The organism is Sphingomonas kaistensis (assembly GCF_036884275.1).
Lineage (GTDB): Bacteria > Pseudomonadota > Alphaproteobacteria > Sphingomonadales > Sphingomonadaceae > Sphingomicrobium > Sphingomicrobium kaistense_A.
Window position 1 is genome coordinate 2,022,222 of sequence record NZ_CP145607.1, and the last position, 21,460, is coordinate 2,043,681.

Annotated in this window: 20 protein-coding genes and 1 pseudogene; 13 read left to right on the plus strand and 8 right to left on the minus strand. The window is 64.4% G+C overall.

Annotated features, from left to right (window positions below; all coding sequences use genetic code 11):
• The first annotated feature begins 74 nt into the window (after positions 1 to 74).
• The gene (gene alaS, locus V6R86_RS09815; RefSeq protein WP_338504192.1) at positions 75 to 2,729 is read left to right on the plus strand and encodes an alanine--tRNA ligase; all 2,655 of its coding nucleotides are present in this window, start codon (positions 75 to 77) and stop codon (positions 2,727 to 2,729) included.
• On the opposite strand, the gene V6R86_RS09820 is transcribed toward alaS, so the two are convergent.
• On the minus strand, positions 2,726 to 4,459 hold the full coding sequence (locus tag V6R86_RS09820; protein ID WP_338504193.1) for a cation:proton antiporter: 1,734 nt from the start codon (positions 4,457 to 4,459) through the stop codon (positions 2,726 to 2,728). The genes alaS and V6R86_RS09820 overlap by 4 nt on opposite strands.
• An 86-nt stretch (positions 4,460 to 4,545) precedes the next feature.
• Here V6R86_RS09820 and V6R86_RS09825 point away from each other — a divergent pair, with 86 nt between their 5' ends.
• On the plus strand, positions 4,546 to 4,755 hold the full coding sequence (locus V6R86_RS09825) for a DUF2945 domain-containing protein (protein WP_338504194.1): 210 nt from the start codon (positions 4,546 to 4,548) through the stop codon (positions 4,753 to 4,755).
• A 430-nt stretch (positions 4,756 to 5,185) separates the two neighbouring features.
• On the opposite strand, the gene V6R86_RS09830 is transcribed toward V6R86_RS09825, so the two are convergent.
• Positions 5,186 to 7,477, minus strand: coding sequence for an EAL domain-containing protein (locus V6R86_RS09830; protein ID WP_338504196.1), 2,292 nt, complete (start codon positions 7,475 to 7,477; stop codon positions 5,186 to 5,188).
• Between the two features lie 149 nt (positions 7,478 to 7,626).
• Here V6R86_RS09830 and V6R86_RS09835 point away from each other — a divergent pair, with 149 nt between their 5' ends.
• The 8 genes from V6R86_RS09835 (at position 7,627) to V6R86_RS09870 (ending at position 15,752) form a co-directional block, all read left to right on the plus strand.
• Positions 7,627 to 7,914, plus strand: coding sequence for a proton-translocating transhydrogenase family protein (locus tag V6R86_RS09835; protein ID WP_338504197.1), 288 nt, complete (start codon positions 7,627 to 7,629; stop codon positions 7,912 to 7,914).
• Positions 7,911 to 9,368 carry an NAD(P)(+) transhydrogenase (Re/Si-specific) subunit beta gene (locus V6R86_RS09840; RefSeq protein ID WP_338504198.1) on the plus strand — a complete coding sequence of 486 codons (1,458 nt, stop codon included), beginning with the start codon at positions 7,911 to 7,913 and terminating at the stop codon, positions 9,366 to 9,368. Before V6R86_RS09835 ends, V6R86_RS09840 begins: the two co-directional genes overlap by 4 nt.
• Positions 9,369 to 9,551: 183 nt before the next feature.
• Entirely contained in the window at positions 9,552 to 10,277 is a 726-nt protein-coding gene (locus V6R86_RS09845) for an aspartate/glutamate racemase family protein (protein WP_338504200.1), read from the plus strand.
• 193 nt (positions 10,278 to 10,470) lie between these two features.
• Positions 10,471 to 12,363: an asparagine synthase-related protein gene (locus tag V6R86_RS09850; RefSeq protein ID WP_338504202.1), complete on the plus strand. Its 1,893-nt coding sequence runs from the start codon at positions 10,471 to 10,473 to the stop codon at positions 12,361 to 12,363.
• Entirely contained in the window at positions 12,344 to 14,290 is a 1,947-nt protein-coding gene (uvrC, locus tag V6R86_RS09855; protein WP_338504203.1) for an excinuclease ABC subunit UvrC, read from the plus strand. Before V6R86_RS09850 ends, uvrC begins: the two co-directional genes overlap by 20 nt.
• Before the next feature lie 3 nt (positions 14,291 to 14,293).
• On the plus strand, positions 14,294 to 14,905 hold the full coding sequence (gene recO, locus V6R86_RS09860; protein ID WP_338504206.1) for a DNA repair protein RecO: 612 nt from the start codon (positions 14,294 to 14,296) through the stop codon (positions 14,903 to 14,905).
• Between the two features lie 20 nt (positions 14,906 to 14,925).
• Entirely contained in the window at positions 14,926 to 15,315 is a 390-nt protein-coding gene (gene apaG / locus V6R86_RS09865) for a Co2+/Mg2+ efflux protein ApaG (RefSeq protein WP_338505466.1), read from the plus strand.
• Between the two features lie 53 nt (positions 15,316 to 15,368).
• Positions 15,369 to 15,752 (plus strand): DUF488 domain-containing protein, encoded by a 384-nt coding sequence (locus tag V6R86_RS09870; RefSeq protein ID WP_338504209.1) that lies wholly within the window; start codon positions 15,369 to 15,371, stop codon positions 15,750 to 15,752.
• A gap of 247 nt (positions 15,753 to 15,999) precedes the next feature.
• Here the strand turns inward: V6R86_RS09870 and mtgA are convergent.
• From mtgA to V6R86_RS09895, 5 genes and pseudogenes are all read right to left on the minus strand, one after another.
• Positions 16,000 to 16,719: pseudogene (gene mtgA, locus V6R86_RS09875) on the minus strand (monofunctional biosynthetic peptidoglycan transglycosylase); the annotation flags it as partial.
• Positions 16,720 to 16,765: 46 nt separating this feature from the next.
• Entirely contained in the window at positions 16,766 to 16,978 is a 213-nt protein-coding gene (locus tag V6R86_RS09880) for a hypothetical protein (protein WP_338504211.1), read from the minus strand.
• Positions 16,979 to 17,132: 154 nt separating this feature from the next.
• Positions 17,133 to 17,654: a pyridoxamine 5'-phosphate oxidase family protein gene (locus tag V6R86_RS09885; protein WP_338504214.1), complete on the minus strand. Its 522-nt coding sequence runs from the start codon at positions 17,652 to 17,654 to the stop codon at positions 17,133 to 17,135.
• Between the two features lie 66 nt (positions 17,655 to 17,720).
• Entirely contained in the window at positions 17,721 to 18,425 is a 705-nt protein-coding gene (locus V6R86_RS09890; RefSeq protein WP_338504216.1) for an NYN domain-containing protein, read from the minus strand.
• A gap of 4 nt (positions 18,426 to 18,429) precedes the next feature.
• Positions 18,430 to 19,056, minus strand: coding sequence for a carbonic anhydrase (locus V6R86_RS09895; RefSeq protein WP_338504218.1), 627 nt, complete (start codon positions 19,054 to 19,056; stop codon positions 18,430 to 18,432).
• Positions 19,057 to 19,216: 160 nt separating this feature from the next.
• Between V6R86_RS09895 and V6R86_RS09900 the strand changes: the two genes are divergently transcribed.
• The 3 genes from V6R86_RS09900 to V6R86_RS09910 are packed head-to-tail and all read left to right on the plus strand — an operon-like array spanning position 19,217 to position 20,993.
• The gene (locus tag V6R86_RS09900; protein ID WP_338504220.1) at positions 19,217 to 19,552 is read left to right on the plus strand and encodes a hypothetical protein; all 336 of its coding nucleotides are present in this window, start codon (positions 19,217 to 19,219) and stop codon (positions 19,550 to 19,552) included.
• Positions 19,553 to 19,606: 54 nt separating this feature from the next.
• Positions 19,607 to 20,530 carry a lipoyl synthase gene (lipA, locus tag V6R86_RS09905; RefSeq protein WP_338504222.1) on the plus strand — a complete coding sequence of 308 codons (924 nt, stop codon included), beginning with the start codon at positions 19,607 to 19,609 and terminating at the stop codon, positions 20,528 to 20,530.
• A 4-nt stretch (positions 20,531 to 20,534) separates the two neighbouring features.
• On the plus strand, positions 20,535 to 20,993 hold the full coding sequence (locus V6R86_RS09910; protein WP_338504224.1) for a type II toxin-antitoxin system RatA family toxin: 459 nt from the start codon (positions 20,535 to 20,537) through the stop codon (positions 20,991 to 20,993).
• Here V6R86_RS09910 and V6R86_RS09915 read toward each other — a convergent pair.
• Positions 20,954 to 21,457: a CinA family protein gene (locus V6R86_RS09915; RefSeq protein ID WP_338504226.1), complete on the minus strand. Its 504-nt coding sequence runs from the start codon at positions 21,455 to 21,457 to the stop codon at positions 20,954 to 20,956. The two genes, V6R86_RS09910 and V6R86_RS09915, sit on opposite strands and share 40 nt — an antisense overlap.
• Positions 21,458 to 21,460: the final 3 nt, after the last annotated feature.

A 21,460-nucleotide genomic window follows, 5' to 3' on the forward strand; every position in this document is an offset into this window, starting at 1 on the left:
CGAGTCAAATCGGCGCGGAGCAGTCCCTTTCTCACTCTTTCGCAGCGCAGCATGGCCGTGATAGAGGCCCGCCCATGACCTCGACCAACGATATTCGCCGTTCCTTCCTCGACTATTTCGAGAACGCCGGACACAGCCGCCAGCCGTCCGCCCCGCTGGTGCCGCAGAACGATCCCACGCTGATGTTCGTCAATGCGGGCATGGTCCCGTTCAAGAACGTCTTCACGGGGTTGGAGACTCGCCCGTACAGCACCGCGGCCTCCTCGCAGAAGTGCGTCCGCGCCGGCGGCAAGCACAACGATCTCGACAATGTCGGCTACACCGCGCGGCATCACACTTTCTTCGAGATGCTCGGCAATTTCTCGTTCGGCGATTATTTCAAGGATCGCGCGATCGAGCTCGCCTGGACGCTGCTGACCCGCGAATGGGGGCTCGACAAGGACCGGCTGACGGTCACCGTCTATCACACCGACGACGAGGCGGCCTTGCTGTGGAAGCGCATCGCCGGCCTTCCCGACGAGCGGATCATCCGCATCGCGACCAAGGACAATTTCTGGGCGATGGGTCCGGACGGTCCGTCAGGTCCGTGCAGCGAGATCTTCTTCGATCACGGCGACCACATTCCCGGCGGCCCCCCGGGCAGCCCCGACGAGGACGGCGATCGCTTCGTCGAGATCTGGAACCTCGTCTTCATGCAGCACCTGCAGGAAAACGACGTCATCGTCTCCGCCCTGCCCAAGCCGTCGATCGACACCGGCATGGGGCTGGAGCGAGTCGCGGCCGTGCTGCAGGGCGTGCACGACAATTACGACACCGACACCTTCAAAGCGCTGATCCACGCCTCGGAAGAATTGACCCGCACGCGCGCCGAGGGCGAGCAGATGGCCTCGCACCGGGTCATCGCCGATCACCTGCGCTCCTGCTCCTTCCTGATCGCCGACGGCGTCCTTCCGGCCAACGAGGGCCGCGGCTACGTCCTGCGCCGGATCATGCGCCGCGCCATGCGACACGCGCACCTGCTGGGCGCGTCCGAGCCGCTGATGCACCGCCTGGTCCCGGCGCTGTCGGCCGAGATGGGCGCCGCCTATCCGGAGCTGATCCGTGCCCAGCCGCTGATCGAGGCGACGCTGCGCCAGGAGGAAACTCGTTTCCGTCAGACGCTGTCCAATGGCCTGCGCCTGCTTGACGAAGCCACCGCCGGAATGGGCGAAGGCGGCACGCTTCCGGGCGAAACGGCTTTCAAGCTCTACGACACCTACGGCTTCCCCTACGACCTGACCGAGGACGCACTTCGCGCACAGGGACAGAACGTCGACCGTGCCGGCTTCGACGCCGCGATGGCCGAGCAGAAGGCCCGCGCCCGCGCCGCCTGGAAAGGCTCGGGCCAGGCCGCGTCGGACGAGGTCTGGTTCGATCTTGCCGAAGAACATGGGGCGACCGAATTCACCGGTTATGCCGGTCATGATGGCGAAGGCGTCGTCCTCGCCATCGTCCGCGACGGCGCCAAGGCCGATCAGGCCGGCGAGGGTGAGGAAGTGCAGCTGCTCCTCAACCAGACGCCGTTCTACGCAGAAAGCGGCGGCCAGGTCGGCGACGCCGGAAAACTGACCACTCTCAACGGCTTCGAAGCGGACGTTCAGGATACCTCGAAGCAGCTCGGCAAGCTGCATCTGCTGCGCACCAAGGTCGCCAAGGGTTCGCTCAGGGTCGGGGAGACGGTCACTCAGAAGGTGGACGAAGAGCGCCGCCGCGCCATCCGCGCCAACCATAGCGCCACCCACCTGCTGCACGCCGCGCTGCGCCATCGCCTGGGTGCGCATGTGACGCAAAAGGGGAGTCTGGTCGCGCCCGACCGCCTGCGCTTCGACTTCGCGCACAACAGCGCGCTCAGCCCGGACGACATCGCCGCGATCGAGGCCGAGGTGAATGCGCATATCCGCCACAACCAGCCGGTCACGACCCGCTTGATGAGCCCGGACGAGGCGATTGCCGAGGGCGCGATGGCGCTGTTCGGCGAGAAATACGGCGACGAGGTCCGCGTGCTGTCGATGGGCCTCGAGGATGGCGGCACTTACAGCGTCGAGCTGTGCGGCGGCACCCACGTCAACGCGCTGGGCGATATCGCCTTGTTCAAGATCGTCTCGGAAAGCGCGGTCTCGAGCGGTGTGCGGCGGATCGAGGCGCTGACCGGCGAGGGCGCCCGCCAATGGCTGATCGACCGCGACAACCGCCTCCGCGCCATTGCCGCCAGCCTCAAGGCGTCGCCCGACGAAGCCCCGCAACGCGTCGCTTCGATGGCGGAGCAAATTCGCCGTCTCGAACGCGAACTCGCCGATGCCAAGCGCCAGATCGCGCTCGGCGGCGGCTCCGGCGGCGACGCTAGCGGTCCGGAGGACATTGCCGGCGTCAAGTTCCTCGGCAGGGTGGTCGAGGGGCTCGACCCCAAGGGCCTGCGCGGCGAAGTCGACGCGATGAAGAAGCAGCTCGGCAGCGGTGCGGCGGCGTTGATTGCGGTCAACGACGGCCGTGCCTCGGTCGCTGCTGGCGTCACCGACGATATTCTGGGTCAGGTGAGCGCGGTCGATCTCGTCAAGGCGGCGGTCGCGGCGCTCGGCGGGCAGGGCGGGGGCGGTCGTCCCGACATGGCGCAGGGCGGCGGTCCGGACGGCGCCAAGGCACAGGACGCGCTGACCGCCATCCGCGAAACGCTGGCGAAGGTGGCGGCCTAGCGCCGTCGGCCGAGCGCCGGCTCCTCGGCCAGCTGGCCTGCTTCGCGGATCTGGGCCCGGAGCTGGCTGCGCTTTTCGTGGATGGAGGCGATCACCGGCCCCATCGCGACGCCGATGTCGACCAGCACGGCCTCGCTGATCTGGAGCGAGCCTTCCATCGTTTCGGGCACCGCATCGGTCGCGCCCGCCTTGTAGAGCTGCGCTGCATGTTGGCCGTCGCGGGCGCGGGCGACGACGGTGAGATCGGGGCAGGCGGCCCTGACTTCGCGCGACAGGCGGACCGTCAGCACGGGATCGTCCATCGTCAGCACCAGCGCGGCCGAGTCGCACAGCCCGAACCGCTCCACCGCATCGCCGCGGGCGACATCGCCGAAGATGACCTTGTACCCCTGCTCGCGAGCACTCGCCACGCAATCGATGTCGCCATCGACTGCGAAGTAGGGGCGGCCGTGCTCCGCCATCATGTCCGCAACGATCCGCCCAACCCGGCCGAACCCGAAGATCAGCGTCACGCCGCTCGTATCGGATACCCCGCTCGCCAGGGCCTGCGGATCGACGCGCCGAGCCATTCTCCGCCCCGCCGCGGCAAGCAGCGGGGTGAGGGTAAGGCCGAAGGCTGTCACCAGAGTCCAGAAGGCTGCGGTCGACGCGCTGACCACGCCTGCCGCAAGAGCGCTGGCCAGCACGATCAGGGTCAATTCGGACGGGCTGGCCATGAGCAGGCCGGTTTCCACCGCGGTGCCACGCCGATTCTTTCGCCAGCGCAAGAGGGAGAAGATAACGAGCGCCTTGACGATCAGCACCAGCGCCGTGGCGACGATCAGTTGTGGCCAGACGGCAAGCACTTCGGCGAGGTCCAGCCGCATACCGACCGTGATGAGGAAGATGCCGAGCGCCAGTCCGCGCAACGGCGCGGTGATGACCTCGACTTCGGCATGATAGTCGGTCTCGGCGATTAGCAGGCCGGCGATCAGCGCGCCCAGCACGGCGCCAAGGCCGACCGATCCGGTGGCGAGGCTTGCCAGCATGACCACGAGCAGGCTGATGGCGAGAAACAGTTCGGGGCTCTTGGTCCGCGCCGCCTGCGCGAAAAGCCGCCACAACAGGAAGCGCCCGATCAGCAGCAATGCACCGATGACGAGGATACCGCCGAGCAGGACCTGGAGAAGCGCGTCGGGACTGCTTTTGGCGTCCAGCACGAGAAGCAACGGGACGAGGCTGAGGTCCTGAAGCAGCAGGATCGCCAAGGCGATCTGACCGGTGGTGCTGGCCGTGCCGGCGAGTGGCATGACGAGCGCGGTCGAACTCATCGCCAGCGCGAGGCCGAGGATGGCCGCGGCAGGTGCGGACAGCCCCAGCCCGAACAGCAGGCCAAGCCCGAGCAGGAAACCCGTCACCATCATCTGCAGCCCGCCAAGGCCGAAGACCTTGCCCCGCATCGCCCACAGGCGGCGAAAGCTCAGTTCGAGCCCGATCCCGAAGAGCAGCATCAGGATGCCGATTTCGGCAAAGGGTTCGATCCGCTCGCGATCGGTGATCGTGATGGAAGCGAGCCACGGGTGATCGCCCGCCAACGCGCCGAGTCCTGCGGGGCCGATCGTTGCGCCGACCAGAATGAAGCCGATCACCGGCGAGATCCGGATGCGGGCGAACGCCGGGATGACGACCCCGGCCGCGCCCAGGATCACCAATGCATCGTGAAACCCCTGACCGCCCAATTCCCCTGCCATGACGGTCCTTGTGCCGTAGCAGGGAGGGGGAGCCAAGTCAGACGACCGGTCGTTCGAGGGAATTATTGCAAGACAGGAGCAAGCTGATGGCAGAAAAGACGTTCAAGGCCGGTGACAAGGTGAGTTGGTCGAGCCACGGCGGGACCGCGCATGGCAAGGTCGTCAAAAAGCTGACCAGCGCGACCGATATCAAAGGCCATCACGTAGCGGCGACCAAGGACAATCCTGAATATCTGGTCGAGACCGAGGATGGCAAGCAAGCCGCTCACAAACCGGGTTCGCTCAAGAAAGCCTGATATTGTGGATTTCGCGTCCCGCCATCCCAAGCGCGGCGAGACGTGAAAGGGCATCAAGGCCTTTCATCACGCATAAGCGAATCGCCTAGCGCCTATCGCAATCCTGTAGAATTTCCCTGCACCAAAAGCAGATGCGCGCCGCAACCGAAGTTGCGACGCGCATCAAAACTTGCGATTTTAGCTAGCTAAAACCGAGGCTTGCTTAGCCGCGGCCGCCGGTGCTCGCAGCGCCCGAGCCGAGCAGCCAGTTCCAGAAATTCCACATGGTCCAGCTCCCTGTTGTGCGACGACGACTCGTCGCTGTGAAGCCAGTATTAACCTTAATCGAAACGGTTAGCAAACGATTAGCCATCTTCATTAGCTATATGTTCGCGCACGCGCAAAGACCCGCGTGCCAGTAGTTGTTCGAAACTATTAAGAGAGGTTGGTCTTACGCCGCCCGGCGCGCGGTGCGGATCTGCAGACGCTGCACCAGTTCACGCACGCCCATCGGTCGTCCGATCGCAAAACCCTGGGCTACGTCGCAGCGTAGCTGGCGCAGATCATCAAGGCACTGCTGGTCCTCGACTCCTTCGGCCACGACCGTTCGGCCAAGGGAGTGCGCAAGGGCAATCGTCGATTGGACCATGATGAGGTCGGACCGATTGACCCGCATGGATTTGACGAAGCTTTGGTCGATCTTGATCTCGCTCGCTGGAATCTTCTTCAGATACTCCAGCGTCGACAGACCCGTACCATAATCGTCGATCGCGATCTTGACGCCGAGATCGCGCATGGCGCCCAAGGTCGCCAATCCACTTTCCGCATCCTGCAACGAAGCGGTTTCGGTCAGTTCAAGGGTAAGGCGGGCAGGGGCAAGGCCGTGAGCCTTCAGCATGGCCTCAACCCGGGTCAGAAGATTGCGATCGACCAGCAGGCGGGCAGACAAGTTCACCGCTACCTGAAAGTCGATCCCGCGCCGGTTGATTGCGGCGCCTGAACTGATTGCGCGGTCGAGAACGAAGTCGGTGAGCTTGCCGATCCTGCCGTTGGCTTCGGCGGCGGCAACGAATTCGCTCGGGCTGATCGGACCCTTTTGCGGGTGGGTCCATCGCGCCAACGCTTCCGCCCCGACGATACGCCCGGACTTGATGTCGAGCTGGGGCTGGTAGGCGAGCCACACTTCGCCATGGTCGATCGCCTGGTCGAGTTCGCCGAGCAGCGACATGCGCCAGTTCACTTCCTCCTGACGGGCGGGATCGTGAAGCTTCCAGCGCAGGCCTTCGGTCCAGGCTTCATCGGCCGCCAGAATGGCGCTGCCGATGCGATTGGGGAGGGTTCGGGCGACACCCAGTTCAACGCCAAAGGACAAGGCAACATCGATCTGACGTCCCGACACGTGTACCGGAGACCGAAACATCGCGTGCAGTGCTTCAAGGTGGTTGCCGATGGGCGCGCCATTCGGAACGGTCCATGCAAAGGTACCATCGTCGCCTTGATGAAGATCGTTGCGAGCGCCGGCCGAAATGCGCGCGACGACCTGGCGATAAGCGTCCTCCTGTTCCGCTTCGGTCAGGGCACTGCAGATCTCGGCATGGTTGTGGATCTTGGCCAGAACAAGCGACCGATCGATTTTGCCCGAGGTCCGAAGCGCCGCAAAATTCGGGAGGCCGGTCTGCTCATGCACGCGTCCACGTTTCTTGAAGCGAAAAAAGGCAAGCCGGCTAGCGACGATCCCGATCATCAGCAGGCCCGGAACCACTTCCAGCGTGATCAGCGACCGTTCGAGCTCAATCGGCGCGAACAGCAGCGTTAAGGCAGTGGCGATCAGGACAGCGGGTCCGATCTTGGGACGTCGAGCGAAAATCGCGCAAAGGGAGGCGAGCAGCGCAAGTAACATCGCAGGTCCGCCGCCGAGGTCGACCGGCGTCCCGCGCTTCAGTGTCTCGGCCGCGATGATCTGGACATAGGCTCCCGCCATCCGGCCCCAACCGGGGATCCAGAACTGGTCACCCAGCTGATCGGCGTTGAGACCGATGATGATCTGCTTGCCTTTAAGTGCGTCAGGCTTGAGCTTTCCTGTCAGGAGGTCAGATGCCGAATGATAAGGTACCGTCTGCGGCTTGACCGAGTAATCGATCCAGAAATCCCGGTCAGGTTCAGTCAGGCGCTTGGCAAGGCTCGCCGCAAAGGTGGGTACGACCTTCTTGTCGATCTCGGCTGACAGGGTCGAAGTCCAGATCGCGCCCTTGAAGTCGTAAACAGTGGAAATGCTGGCCGTACGCGCATCGCGGCGGAACACGGGAAGGGGCCTCGTTGCCGGGACATACAAGTCAGTCGACGTTCCAAGAACGTGACGATCAGCCAGTACCACTCGTCCCGATTTCTTGAGGGCTTTTGCAAAGACCCGGTCGTCGGAAGGCTTCGACGGACTGTCGTAGATGATATCGAGGTGGATGTCCTCGGCGCCGCCTTCGCTTGCGAGCCGGACTAAATCGGCCTGCACGGTTCGCGGCCAGGGCCAGACGCCGATCTCTGAAAGGCTCTTGTCGTCGATGCCCAGGAAGACGATGTCGCCGCTGGCACTGATAGTGTGAAATGAGTTACGAGCTGTCTGCAAAACTTTTTCGAGCGGATAGCTGAGCTGGAGCGCCCAGACGAGCAGGGAAGCACCGAGCGCTCCCAGCAACAGCCGCCATGGCCGCTGCCGTTCCCTGTTCTTGCTGGCGAATTCCGAGCCCATTCGTTCCATGTGTCCGAGAAAGGTTATTAATTCGGAAACTGCAGTCGGGTGAACGACACATGGGCTGCCAGCGAACGCCGCGCTTTTTGCGCTTAGCAGCGCGGCTCGGCTGTGCCACACAGGGCTCTGCGCACCTGAGGGGAGGGCTTGTGGACTTTATTTCCATTCTGTCGATCTTCGTCCTGAGCTGTTTCGTCGGCTATTACGTCGTCTGGTCGGTGACCCCGGCGTTGCACACGCCGCTGATGGCGGTGACCAACGCCATCTCCTCCGTGATCATTGTCGGCGCCCTGATCGCGGCCGCGGCGGCCGGAAGCGTGGTCGCCAAGTGGCTTGGCTTGCTCGCAGTGGTGCTGGCCAGCATCAACATCTTTGGCGGCTTTGCGGTGACCAGCCGGATGCTATCCATGTACAAGAAGAAGGAGCGGCCCGAATGAGCTTTCCCGCCGTTCCCGACGCCGCCGTGCTGCACGAAACCCCGGCCTGGGTGATGCTCGCCTACCTCGTGGCGGGCGTGTGCTTCATCTTGGCTCTACGCGGCCTGTCCAGCCCGTCGACCAGCCAGCGCGGCAATCGCTTCGGCATGATCGGCATGGCCATCGCCGTGGTGACGACGCTGGCCACCCACGACATCGCCAGCTTGCCCGAGATCGCCGGGGCCATCGCGATCGGTGGCGTCATCGGGATCGTGACCGCGCGGCGGATCGCGATGACCGACATGCCCCAGCTGGTCGCAGCGTTCCACAGCCTCGTCGGCCTTGCCGCAGTGCTGGTCGGTGCCGCCGCCTTCCTCAACCCCGAAGCGTTCGGGATCGCGACCCGCATCACGCCGATTGCGGAGCCCTCGTTCCTGATGATCAATCCGGTCAGCCGTATCGAGCTCGGGCTCGGCGTGGCGATCGGCGCCATCACCTTTTCCGGGTCGGTGATCGCGTTCCTGAAGCTCAACGGCAACATGGGCGGCGCGCCGATCCTGCTGCCTGGGCGCCACGTGCTCAATCTCGGCACCTTGCTCGCGATCCTCGGGCTGGTCGCCTACTTTACCCAGGACCAGGCGCCGTGGGTGTTCTGGACCATTCTCGCGCTGAGCTTCGCGATCGGCTTTCTGCTGATCATTCCGATCGGCGGCGCGGACATGCCGGTCGTGGTGTCCATGCTCAACAGCTATTCGGGCTGGGCGGCGGCGGCGATGGGTTTCACGCTGCACAACAGCGCCATGATCATTACCGGTGCGCTGGTCGGAAGCTCGGGCGCGATCCTCAGCTACATCATGTGCCGGGCGATGAACCGCAGCTTCATCAGCGTCATCGCCGGCGGCTTCGGTGCCGTCACCTCATCCGGTGGCGGCGAAATCATCGACCGTCCCTATAAGCGCGGCTCGGCCGAGGACGCCGCCTTCCTGATGAAGCAGGCCGACCAGGTCGTCATCGTGCCGGGCTACGGCATGGCGGTAGCGCAGGCACAGCACATCCTGCGGGAGATGGCCGACCAGCTGAAGAAGGAAGGGGTAAAGGTCAAATATGCCATCCACCCCGTGGCGGGCCGGATGCCCGGGCATATGAACGTGCTGCTGGCCGAAGCGAATGTACCTTATGACGAGGTGTTCGAGCTCGAGGACATCAACAGCGAGTTCGCGCAGACGGACGTGGCCTTCGTAATTGGTGCCAATGACGTCACCAATCCGGCGGCCAAGACCGACAAGAGCTCTCCGATCTACGGCATGCCCGTGCTCGACGTCGAAAAGGCGCGGACGGTCCTGTTCATCAAGCGCTCGATGGGGGGCGCTGGCTATGCGGGCGTCGACAACGAGCTCTTCTACCGCGACAACACGATGATGCTGCTGGCCGACGCCAAGAAGATGGTCGAGGAGATCGTTAAGGCACTCGCCTGACCAGCCGTCCTCACGCCGGAAGCAACGCTTTGTCGCCGCGCCACAACAGTCCATCTTTGCCGCGTTAAACTGCTCCAGAATCTCGGGTAACCGGCTTGCCGACCGTGGCCTTCTGCGAGACAAGAAGTTCGTTAACTGTTTGTCGCCGCACGAAAGGACGCGGCGGGGCGAGGGGACGAATACGTGAAGAAGCTCGGGATCGTTGGCGGGGCGAGCTGGAACAGCACGGCGCTCTACTACGAGCATATCAACAAGGGCGTCGCCGCGCGGCTTGGCGGTCTGCATAGCGCCCGACTGGTCATCGAAAGCCTCGATTGCGAGGACGATTATGCCGCCTTCCATCGCCGCGGCGACTGGGCGGGTGGTGAAAAGGTGGTGATCGAAGCCTGCGAGCGGCTGCGCGATGCGGGCGCCGAGGGGCTGATCCTCACCTCCAACACAATGCACAAGCATTATGACGCGGTCGCAGCCGCGATGGAGCTGCCGGTGCTGCACATCGGGGAAGCCGCGGCGGAGCGCATCGCCGCCGATGGCCGCCGCACCGTCGCATTGCTCGGCACACGGGTGACCATGACCGAACCGCATGTCCGCCGTCATTTCGAAGCACGCGGAATCAAACTGGCGCCGATCGAGGAAAGCTGGATCGGCGAAGTCGACCGCATCATCTACGAGGAACTGGCCGCGGGCCGGGTGGTGCGAGAGAGCCAGCGCAAGCTCAAGACGCTGATCACCGAGCTCGGCAAGAAACGGGTCGAGGCGATCGTTCTGGGCTGCACCGAGCTCGTTTTGGCCGTGGATCCGCGCGCCAACGTGCTGCCGGTCTATGACACGACCGCTATTCATGCGCGCAAGGCCGTCGAGTGGATCCTGTCCGATCTTGAGGATGGCAAGATCGCCGCAGCGGCTTAAGCCGTCCTACAGAGCGATTGCGAATTGGGAACAGGTGCGATAGGCCACCGTTACGAGGCAATTATCGATGATTGCTTGGGTAGAGGTGAGCATATGAAGAAGGTCTGGAACAAGCCGGAGCTGCGACGCCTTGTCGCCGGTGCAGCTGAGTCGCGGCTCAAGGCCGGACGCACGGACTCCACCCCGAACGGGAATGGCGGCCTCAACTTCAGCTGACGATCTGTCCGGGTTGACGGGCGCGGCAAGCCCGCGATCTGGTTCCTCCTTAGATTTTTCGATCCGCGCCTGTGTCGCAGAAACACCGGCGCGATCATCTTTTTCCGTCGATATCGCGGGCTCTGCGATGCTGGAGTGGCGTGTCCTGCGCCTGCCGGACCAGTCGCAAGTCCTGTTCGTCAGGCGTTGCGAGCTCGGGACTGATCTCAGCGCGATGACTGACGAGGGTCTGGCGCAGGCGCTACGGCGCTGGCCCGACGTTATCAGCGATGGCTTTGTCGTCATCGGCAAAGGGGCTGCATGGCAGGTCACGCTTGCGCCGGCCTCTTCCTTCGATCTCTTTGCGACCTTGGACGAAGACGGCAGCCTCTTGCTTGCAAGCACGGTCGCCACGCTGCTCGAGCAACGTCGTTCACACGAGAGGCTCAATCTCGATGCCCTCGCCGATCGATTCGCCGGCGCCCTCACCGTGGACAGCGCCGATACGGTGGCTCCGGGCGTCAAACGGATCATCGGGGGACACGAGGTCAGAGCCGGCGGCGGACAGCTTGCGGTCAGCCGTTGGTGGGAGCCACGCCGGCTGGCAATCCACCGTGACCTCACCTTGAAGCGGGCTGGAGCAGATCTTCGCCGGATTGCCGAAGAGGTGGTTCGCCGCAACCTTCCCGCCGAGGGTCCGGTCGGCGTGCATCTCAGTGGCGGGCGTGACAGCAGCGTCCTGTGCGCGCTCACCGCCCGCCAGCTTGCGGGTCAAGACCGGACGGTTCACGCCCTGACTGCCCTACCGTGCGCGAACCTTCCGGAAGCGGACGACTATTACCAGTTCGATGAAGGGGCCGCCGCCGCCGCGACCGCCGCTCGCTACCACAACGTCGAGCATCATCTATTCCGGCCAAAGCCGCTGCCGCTCGCGCGTATCCTCGATGAGCTTCATCGCCAGATTGGCGAGCCGATTCATCAGCCAGTGTCTTTGGGCTGGATATGGCCTCAACTCGCGCGTTGCGCGGAGCTCGGCCTTCCGGCGCTCCTGACGGGGGACAGTGGGAACTTCACGGTCAGCGCCGGCGGTCTTCTCAATCTGTCCGATGTCTGGCGCGAGGAAGGTCTACTTCACTGGATTCGCACCAGCGCGACGATCGCTCGCACGGACGGCGTCACGATGCGCGACCTCGTGCGGGAGAGTTTCGGCGGATCGCTCCCGCTGCCGCTGTACCAAGCGGGGCGCAAGCGGGGGCAGCCGGCAATCCTCGCCAATGACTTCCTCTTCGTCCGAGGGGCCTTGCGCGGCAAGCTCCTCGCGATCTCCGCTGGCAGGGAGGATCCCCGCCCGCCGGCGTCCGCTCGTTCCCTGATCCAGGAGATCGCGGCCAATCGCTGCAATCCCATGCCATTGGGCAGGTTCGAATTCGGCGTCGAATTGCTTGCGCCTTGGAACGACAGGACATTGTTCGAGCTGATTTTGTCGGTGCCAAGCTCGATGCTCGCCAGCGCTCCTGATCGGCGGCTGCTGTTCGACGAGGCATTCATGGATCTGGTGCCCGATGACGTCATGAGGCCAAGCAAGCGAGGTCAGCAGAATGTCGATTTCCATGCGGCAGTCGAGCGCCTCGACCTGGAAACCGCCGTGGAGCGCTATCGCGCCTCGGCCCAGTGCCGCGAGGTGATCGATCTCGATCGCTTGGGCGACGCTGCCGCTCGCTGGCCGACCGAGCGTCGCACCGACATGCGCCACCTGTCCTACTGGATCGGGCAATTCCTCCCGGCCCTGTCGCTCGCCAGCTATCTCAACAGCCTGGATTTCCCCGCCTCTGGTGCTTCCGCAAAAAGCCCCGAACGCCTACATGCGGGGCATGAACCGCACACCGGCTGACCGACCGGATCACCCCCGCGCGACCGAACGCTTCAACGAAGACGCTGCTACCTTTACCGTCAAAGGGGGAGGGGAGGCGCCTGACATCGAAGCGGGCGTCGCCGCCATCCGCAATGTCGTGAAGACCTTGCCGGTGCGTCCAGGTGTCTACCGGATGCAGGATGCACGGGGTGAGGTACTCTACGTCGGCAAGGCGCGGGCGCTGAAGAACCGGGTTACCAATTACACCCAGGTCACGCGGCTCTCGAAGCGCTTGCAGCGAATGGTGTCGCAGACGCGGTCGATGACGATCGTCACGACCAATACCGAAGCCGAAGCGCTGCTTCTCGAAGCCCAGCTGATCAAGCGGTTTCGTCCGCCCTACAACGTGCTGCTGCGCGATGACAAAAGCTTCCCTTTCATCCTCCTGCGCGAGGATCATGCTTATCCCCGGGTCCAGAAGCATCGAGGGGCGCGGCGGAGCAAGGGGCAATATTTCGGGCCATTCGCGAGCGCCGGATCGGTCACCCGCACACTTAACGCTCTGCAGAAACTGTTCCTTCTAAGGTCTTGCAGCGACGGCTTTTTCAACAATCGATCGCGGCCCTGCCTACTGTACCAGATTCGCCGTTGCTCGGGGCCGTGCGTCGGCCGGATCGAGCCCGAGGCCTATGGCGAACTGGTCGACGATGCGAAGAATTTTCTCGCCGGCAAATCGACCGGCGTGCAGTCGCGCTTGTCGAAGCAGATGGCGGAGGCGGCCGAGAAGCAGGATTACGAACTCGCCGCCGTTTATCGCGACCGGTTGCGGGCGCTGACCTATATTCAGGGTTCTCAGACGGTGCACGCCGAGGGCTTGGGCGATGCCGACATCTTCGCGCTGGCAGCGAAGGGCGGCACCATGTGCATCCAGGCGTTCTTCATTCGGGGCGGCCAGAACTGGGGCCACCGCGCCTTCTTCCCCAGCCACACCGCCGACGTGCCCGAAGACGAGGTGCTGTCGAGCTTCCTGATCCAGTTCTACGAGGACATGCCGCCGCCCAAACGCATTCTCGTCGATCGCGAGATTGCTGAATGCGAACTGGTCGCCGAAGCGCTTGCGGAGAAAGCAGGGCGCAAGGTGCTGATCGAGCGGCCCCAGCGCGGCGACCGCAAGAAGCTTATCGAACAGGCCAGCCGCAACGCGGTGGAAGCGCTCGACCGTCGCCACGCGGAAAGCACGACGCAGACCAAGCTGCTGCGCGAGCTCGCCGACGCGTTCGAGCTGCCGGACGCACCCAAGCGGATCGAAGTCTACGACAACAGCCATATCATGGGCACCGCCGCGACCGGAGCGATGATCGTTGCCGGGCCGCAGGGGTTCGTAAAGAACAGCTATCGCAAGTTCAACATCAAGAAGGCTGCGACCGACGACGACTTCGGGATGATGAAGGAAGTGCTCGAGCGGCGCTTCCAGCGGCTGGAGAAGGACGATCCCGATCGCTCCAGCGGGGAATGGCCCGATCTCATTTTGATCGACGGCGGGCGCGGGCAGCTCAATGCCGTGTTGGAGATCATGGAGGATGCCGGGGTGCATGACGTTCCGGTGGTGGGCGTCGCCAAGGGTCCGCACCACGGTCGTGAAGGGCGCGAGGTGTTTCACCTGCCCAACGGTCGCGAACTGACCTTTCCGGTCAATTCGCCCTTGCTGTTCTATCTGCAGCGCCTGCGCGACGAGGCTCACCGCTTCGCCATCGGCACGCACCGTGCCAAGCGCGCGAAGAACCTCACCACTTCGACCCTCGACGAGGTGCCGGGTATCGGCCCGACCCGGAAGCGCGCGCTGTTGATGCACTTCGGCACCGCGAGGGCGGTCAAGGGCGCGGCGCTTGAGGATCTCGAAAAGGCGCCGGGGATCAGCAAGGCCACCGCGCGGCAATTGTATGATTATTTTCATCCCGGCGGCTAGCGGGTGCGGCTGACCACGCCGGCCATCGTGCTCGCGCTTCGGGCGCATGGCGAGCATGGCGCGGTGGTGCGGCTGCTGACCCCGGACCAAGGCCTCGTCGCGGCCTATGTCCGCGGCGCACGGGGACGGCGGATGCGACCGGTCCTGCTTGCCGGCAATGCAGTCGAAGCTCGGCTCGCGGCGCGCAACGACACCCAATTGCCGCAGGCCGAGGTGGAGCTGACCCGCAGTCGCGCGACCCTGATGACCGAGCCGCTTCCCGCCGCAGCAATCCTGTGGGTGACGGCGCTGACCGCCCAGGTGCTGCCCGAACATCAGGCTTATCCCGCACTTTACGAGGGGCTCGATGGCCTGCTGGAGGCAATCGGCGCAGCGCCCTCGGCAAGCGGGTGGGGGCCAGCGCTGCTTCGCTACGAACTGCTGATCCTGGCCGAACTGGGCTTCGGGCTCGAGCCTGAGCTGATCGCACGCGTGGCGGCAGACTGGCTGCCGGGGCTGTCGTTGACCGGCCGCCGCCTCCGCCGCGACATCATCGACCGGCCCGACGATCCGTCATGGGATGCCCGTGAACGTCTCACTCATCGGTTGCGCAGGGCTGCGGGCCTGTTAGCGTGACGCCCATGAACTCGCTCGGCATGGCCGTCCTCTTTCCGCACGAAGCGGTGACCGGTGATGTCACGGTGCGGGTGGCGGTGAGCTATCTCGCCGAGCAATCGGCCCCGTCCAACGGGCGCTGGTTCTGGTCCTATCATATCCGCATCGAAAACCACGGGGACACGAGCGTTCAGCTTCTCGCCCGCAGTTGGACTATCATCGACGGCCGCGGCGCGGTGCACGAGGTCAAGGGCGAGGGCGTGGTCGGCGAAATGCCGGTCATCGCGCCCGGCGCCGCCTATGACTATGTCTCGGGCTGCCCGCTGCCGACCCCGACGGGGCGAATGACCGGAAGCTATCAGATGGTCGACGACGAAGGTCGCTCGTTCGACGTCTCCATTCCAAGCTTCCCGCTGGTGGGTCCGGTCTGACGCCCCCGCGGGTCTTCACCATCGGCTATGAAGCGACGACCACGGCCGAGTTCGTGGCGGCCCTGAAAGCCGCCGGGGTTGCTCAGGTGATCGACGTCCGCGCCCTGCCGCTGTCGCGCCGCCCCGGCTTTTCCAAGACGCCGCTGCGCCTGGCGCTCGAGGAAGAGGGCATCGGCTATGTCCACTTGCGCGCGCTCGGCACGCCCGCCGACGGACGCGAGGCCGCGCGCAAGGGGCGAACCGCGGAGATGGAGCGGATCTATGCGGAACAGCTCGTCCTGCCTGAAGCGATGGCCGCTGCCGCGCAACTTGGCGCGCTGGTGCGGGAGAAACCGTCGGCCTTGCTCTGCTACGAACGGCATCCGGAGGGCTGTCACCGCAGCATGCTGATCCGCGAAGCACTGCCCGGCGTCGAGGTCGAGCACCTCTTTCCCTGACCTAGAGCCCGTTGCCCGGCTGAGCCGGTGATGGCTGATCGAGAGGCTCGGGCTCCGGTGCAGGTGCCGGTGCGATCTCGGTCGGCTGCGGCTCGGCAATCGGCTCCGGCTCGGGCGGCAACCGCTCCAAAACTTCGCGGGGCGGGGGCGGGGGCGGGGTGGCCGTCTCCACATCCGCGCCCGGCAAGCCGACCGGCTTGCGGCTCGGGGGCGGGGTGCGGTCGCGCGGTGCCGTGGTGCCCTGATAGACGCAGGCATCGAGCCCGTCCCGGGCAACGGTTCCGATCCGGGCGGTGATGGTATTGCCGTAGCGCTTAGTGAACCCACGCGGGGCGATCGCCTCGCGGCCTTTGGGCAGCGGCAGCACCGCCGCTAGCCGAGAGGCTTCCACCCGTGTCATCGCGCTGGCGTCATGCCCGTAATAGCGCTGCGCGCCGGCATTGACGCCGTAAGTGCCGATCCCCGTCTCCGCGACGTTGAGATAGACCTCCATGATCCGCCGCTTGCCCCACAGCTGCTCGATCAGGAAGGTGAACCAGGCTTCCATGCCCTTGCGGACATAGCCGCCGCCTTGCCACAGGAAGGCGTTCTTCGCGGTCTGCTGGCTGATCGTCGATCCACCGCGGATCCGGCCGCCGCTGGCATTGCGCCGTGCGGCGTCGGAAATAGCATCCCAGTCGAAGCCCGAATGCGCGCAATATTTGGCATCCTCGCCGCCGATCACCGCACGGACCATGTCGCGGTCGATCTCGTCGAGGCTCATCCACTTCCGCTCGGCACCGCGCCCGGCGACGATATCGCCCACCATGGTCGCGGTGATCGGTGGATTGACGAAGCGATAAAGAAGGACCCAGCCAATCGACAGCAGGAGCAGAACCAGCATCAGCTTGATCAACCCGAACAGGATTCGGGCCGGCCATGATCGTGACCTAGTTTTCTGTGGTGAACGAGTGGACCGTCGAGCCATTAAGCGGAATTAGACCGGGACAGCGTTGCTGCGCCAGTCCGCGCAACTAATTGTCGGGGGTCGCGGCCTTGAGACGGTCGGCCGCCTCCTCATAGGTATGCGCCATGCCTGTCAGCACGTCGGCCGCCTGCTTGTCCGATATCCCGGCGGCAAGGCGGCGGCAACGCTCGGCTTTCGCCGTGAGCGCTTCGGCATCCTCGCAGGGATCTGGGGCATTGCCGATGCTGAACTTCGTTTCGAATGAAGGGTCACTGGCCAAGGCAAAGATCCGTCGACGATTCAGAACGATGCACGCCCACATGATCGCGAACGTCCGGCATGAACGGAAGGCGAAACGTCAGGTTCCGAACATAACACTGCGGATCACGAAACCGACGCCGCCTGTGACATCATCGACACAGGCGGCGCGTTGGTCAGAGAGCGACTTCGGCCTGATTCTCTTCCTGATGGTCCTTGCCGGGATCGCGGCCCAGCAGCTTCAGCGCAGCGGCGACCAGCGTGGCGCCAGCTTCGGCCTTCCAGATTTCGGCCTTGGTGGTGTCGAGGCGAAGCAACTGAAGATCGGGATCGTTCTTGCCGTCCTTGTACCAGCTGGCGATAAACGGGTTCCAGAACTTGTCGACGAGTGCCCGGTCCTCGATCGTTTCAAGCGTTCCGTGAATGTGGGCGAAGACCTTGTGACCCTTCGAGACGAAAGTGCAGACCACGCGGTTGTTCTCGCTGAGGCCCTTGACGATCGCTTCGGATTTGGCCCCGAAGAAATAGATGTCGCCGCCGCTCTGTAGCTCCTTCTCGTCTTCCCAGTTGACCTGCGCGGTCCATGGGCGGGTCCGGCTGTCTTCGACCCCTTGCAGGCCGATCATTACGAACGGGCTGTCTTTCAGCTCTTCCCAGAAAAGCTGCTTCAGTTCTTCGGCGCGCTCTGCATCGGCCACGTGTCAGTCTCCCACGATGATGGTTTGACTGGCGAAACGGGGCAGGGGAGCGGGGGTTCCGAGTGCTTAGCGGACCCGGCGCACCAGCAGACCGCCGCCGTCGATTTCCTTGACCTGGAATTCGGGCAGGCCGCGAACCAGTTCGCTCAACGACCGGGCGCCATAGTTGCGGACCGAGAAGCTGAGCACCGCCTTGGCGCGCTGGCCAACCTCGGACAGCGAGGCATAACCCTCGGCATCGCGCTTGCTCTGCTTCCAGGCCGCGCCGAGGAGATTCAGCAGTTCGTCGTCCGCGGCGCGGCTTTCGGCCGTGGGCTCGACCTGCTGCTCTTCGTTGCGGGCAAGGGCGGCCACGTCGAAAAAGCGGGTGCAGCTGTTCTGGAAGCTGATCGGGGTCTTGGCGGTGCCGAATCCATAGACCGGGATTCCGGCTTCCCGGATGCGCTGGGCAAGCGGCAGGAAATCGCTGTCACTCGACATGATGCCGAGGCCCTCGAGGCCGCCGCGATAGAGCATGTCCATCGCGTCGATCACCATCCGCATGTCGGTCGCGGACTTGCCTTTAACGACATCGAATTGCTGGATCGGCTGGATCGAATGCTGGGTCGTCAGATCGCCCCAGCCCTTGAGGGCTTGCTTGGACCAATTGCCATAAGCGCGGCGGACGTTGATCGCGCCGAGCTCTCCCAGCACCAGAAGCACTTCGTCGAGGTGATCGGGCGATGCGTTGTCAGCATCGATCAGGAGAGCGATGTTGCGATCACGTTCCATCGGATCAGCCCGCGTCCGGGACGGGCGCGAACTCGCCGACCTGTTCGTCGAGCTCGTAAAGCGTGCCTTCGGCGATCGAGAACCAGCCGCCGTGCAATTGTAGGGCGCCGGCCGCTTCCCGCTCCGCAACGAAGGGGAAGGTGCGCAGGTTGGCTAGGCTGACCTTGACGCCTTCCCATTCGAGCGCGCGCTGCGGGTCTTCCGGAGCTTCGGCCACTACCTTGTCGCGGGCGCCGTCGAGAAGCCCGATCCACTTGTCGATGAAGATGCGGTCGGGCTCGCCGTGCCCGGAAAGGCAAGCGCTGACGCCGCCGCACATGCCATGGCCCATGACCAGGATGTGCTTCACACCAAGCTTGGTGACCGCAAATTCCAGTGCCGCCGATACGCCGTGGAGGCCGCCCCCAAGCTCGAATGGCGGAACCAGATTGGCGACGTTGCGCAGGATGAAGACCTGGCCAGGCTTGGTGTCGAAAATGGTCGCGGGATCCACCCGACTGTCGCAGCAGCCGATGATCATTACCGGGGGTTCCTGCCCTGTCGCCAGTTCTTCCCACCGACGCCGCTCTTCGCGGTAACCGTGGGTGCGAAAGCGATTGTATCCGCTGAGAAGAGCTTGAAATTCAGACATGGCACCATGGCTCGCTTTGGGATGCATCACAAAGCCGACGAAGCCGGCTTCGTTCGGGCGGCTAATTGAGGTGTTCGCAATTGGCAATGCGGCGTGCATGGAACCCGAAGGCGGTCAAAGACGCTGTTGCGGCGGTGAAACAGCTTCAGGAGAAGACCCCATGAAAAAGGCAATGATGGCGACAGTGCTCGTCGGTAGCCTCTCGCTCGGCGCTTGCGCGACGACCGGTTACAACGATCCTTATTACGGCAATCGCAACAGCAGCACGGCGAGCCGCGCGGCAACGGGCGCTGCGGTCGGCGCGGTAGCCGGCGGCGTGGTCGGCGCGGTGGTTCCGGGCGTGTCGACGGTCGGCGGCGCGGTTGCCGGCGGTATCGCGGGCGCGGTACTCGGCGCGGTGATCAACAACCGCCAATATTATCGCGATACCCGCGGCTATTGCTATTACGTCGATCGCAACGGCCAGCCGATCTACGACAATACGGTTCGCTGCTAAATCGACCCGAGGGAGGGGTGGCAGAAGCTACCCCTCCTCGCTACATGGCAAGCCATGAACGCGCCTGCCGATCTGCCCGTCCCCAACCCCCCGCGGGTTCGCAAGCCTGACTGGATCCGGGTCAAGGCTCCGACCAGCGAAGGCTATGCCGAGACCCGGCGCCTGATGCGCAGCCTCAAGCTCGCCACCGTGTGCGAAGAGGCGGCCTGCCCCAATATCGGTGAGTGCTGGACCAAGAAGCACGCCACGGTGATGATCCTTGGCGATACCTGCACGCGGGCCTGCGCCTTCTGCAACGTCAAGACCGGCATGCCGCGCGCAGTCGATCCGTTCGAGCCGCAGAACACCGCCATCGCCGCGGCCGAACTCGGGCTCGAGCACATCGTCGTCACCAGCGTCGATCGCGACGATCTGCCCGACGGCGGCGCCAGTCAGTTCGTCAAGGTGATCGAAGCGCTTCGCCGCGAGACGCCCAAGACAACGATCGAGATCCTCACCCCCGATTTCCGCAATAAGAGCGAGGATGCGGTGGCGCGGATCGTCGATGCGGGACCGGACGTCTACAATCACAATCTCGAGACCGTCCCGAGGCTCTATCCGACCATCCGCCCGGGCGCGCGCTATTATGCCTCGCTGCGACTGCTGGAGAGCGTGAAGCGGCGCAATCCGGCGATCTTCACCAAGTCGGGCGTCATGGTCGGCATCGGCGAGCAGCGGCTCGAAGTGCATCAGGTGATGGACGACATGCGCTCGGCCGACATCGATTTCCTGACCATGGGCCAGTATCTCCAGCCGACCCCGCGCCACGCGACGGTGGAGGAGTTTGTAACCCCGGACGCGTTCAAGGCCTATGGCGCCATCGCGCGGGCCAAGGGCTTCCTGCTGGTTGCCGCCTCGCCCCTGACCCGGTCGAGCTATCACGCCGGCGACGATTTCAAGAAGATGCAGGCAGCGCGCGCGGAGCGGCTCGCCCGCTAAGCTCATGCCTCGTCACAGCGAACAGCGCTTCCTGCCCTATACGCCCGACCAATTGTTCGACCTCGTCGCGGACGTGAAGCGCTATGACGAGTTCCTGCCGTGGGTCACCGCGGTCAGGGTGCGCTCATCGAGCGAGACCGAGATGGTGGCCGATCTGATCGTCGGTTTCGGTGCCTTTCGCGAGCGATTCACCAGCCGGGTGGCAAAGGAGCGGCCGGGGCGGATCACGGTCGATTATGTCGAGGGACCGCTCAAGTTTCTGCACAACGAATGGCGGTTCGAGCCTGCCGAGGGCGGCACCAATCTCGGCTTCACGGTCGATTTCGCGTTCAAGAACCGGATTTTCGAGGCGGTCGCGGGCCAGGTGTTCGATCGCGCGCTGCGCAAGATGACCAACGCCTTCGAAGAGCGGGCAAACGCGCTCTACGGTTCGAGCAATTCCAGCGCGCACAGCGCCGCCTGAAGCCGAACCCCCGACCGTCCGGTGGCGGCGTCGAACAATTTGGTGTCGGCGATGATCGCGTCGTCGCTTTGGCCGCGCTCGGCGCGGGCGAAGACGACGGTGCCGACGGGCTTGGCCGCGCTGCCGCCTTCGGGACCGGCGATGCCGGTGATCGCCACTGCGACATCCGCGCCCGAGCGCGCCAGCGCGCCTTTGGCCATCGCCCAGGCGGTCGCGATGCTGACCGCGCCGAAGGTGCCGAGGACGTCTTCGGACACGCCGAGCGCCGCCATCTTGGCTTCATTGGCGTAGGTCACATAGCCCGCTTCGAACACGGCGCTGCTGCCGGGCACTTCCGTGAGGGCGGCGCTGACGAGGCCGCCGGTGCAGCTTTCGGCCACCGCGATCCGGCGTCCGGCAGCACGATTCTTCTCGATGACCTCGCGGGCCTTGTCGACAAGTTCGGATGGAAGCAGCGAGTCCATTGG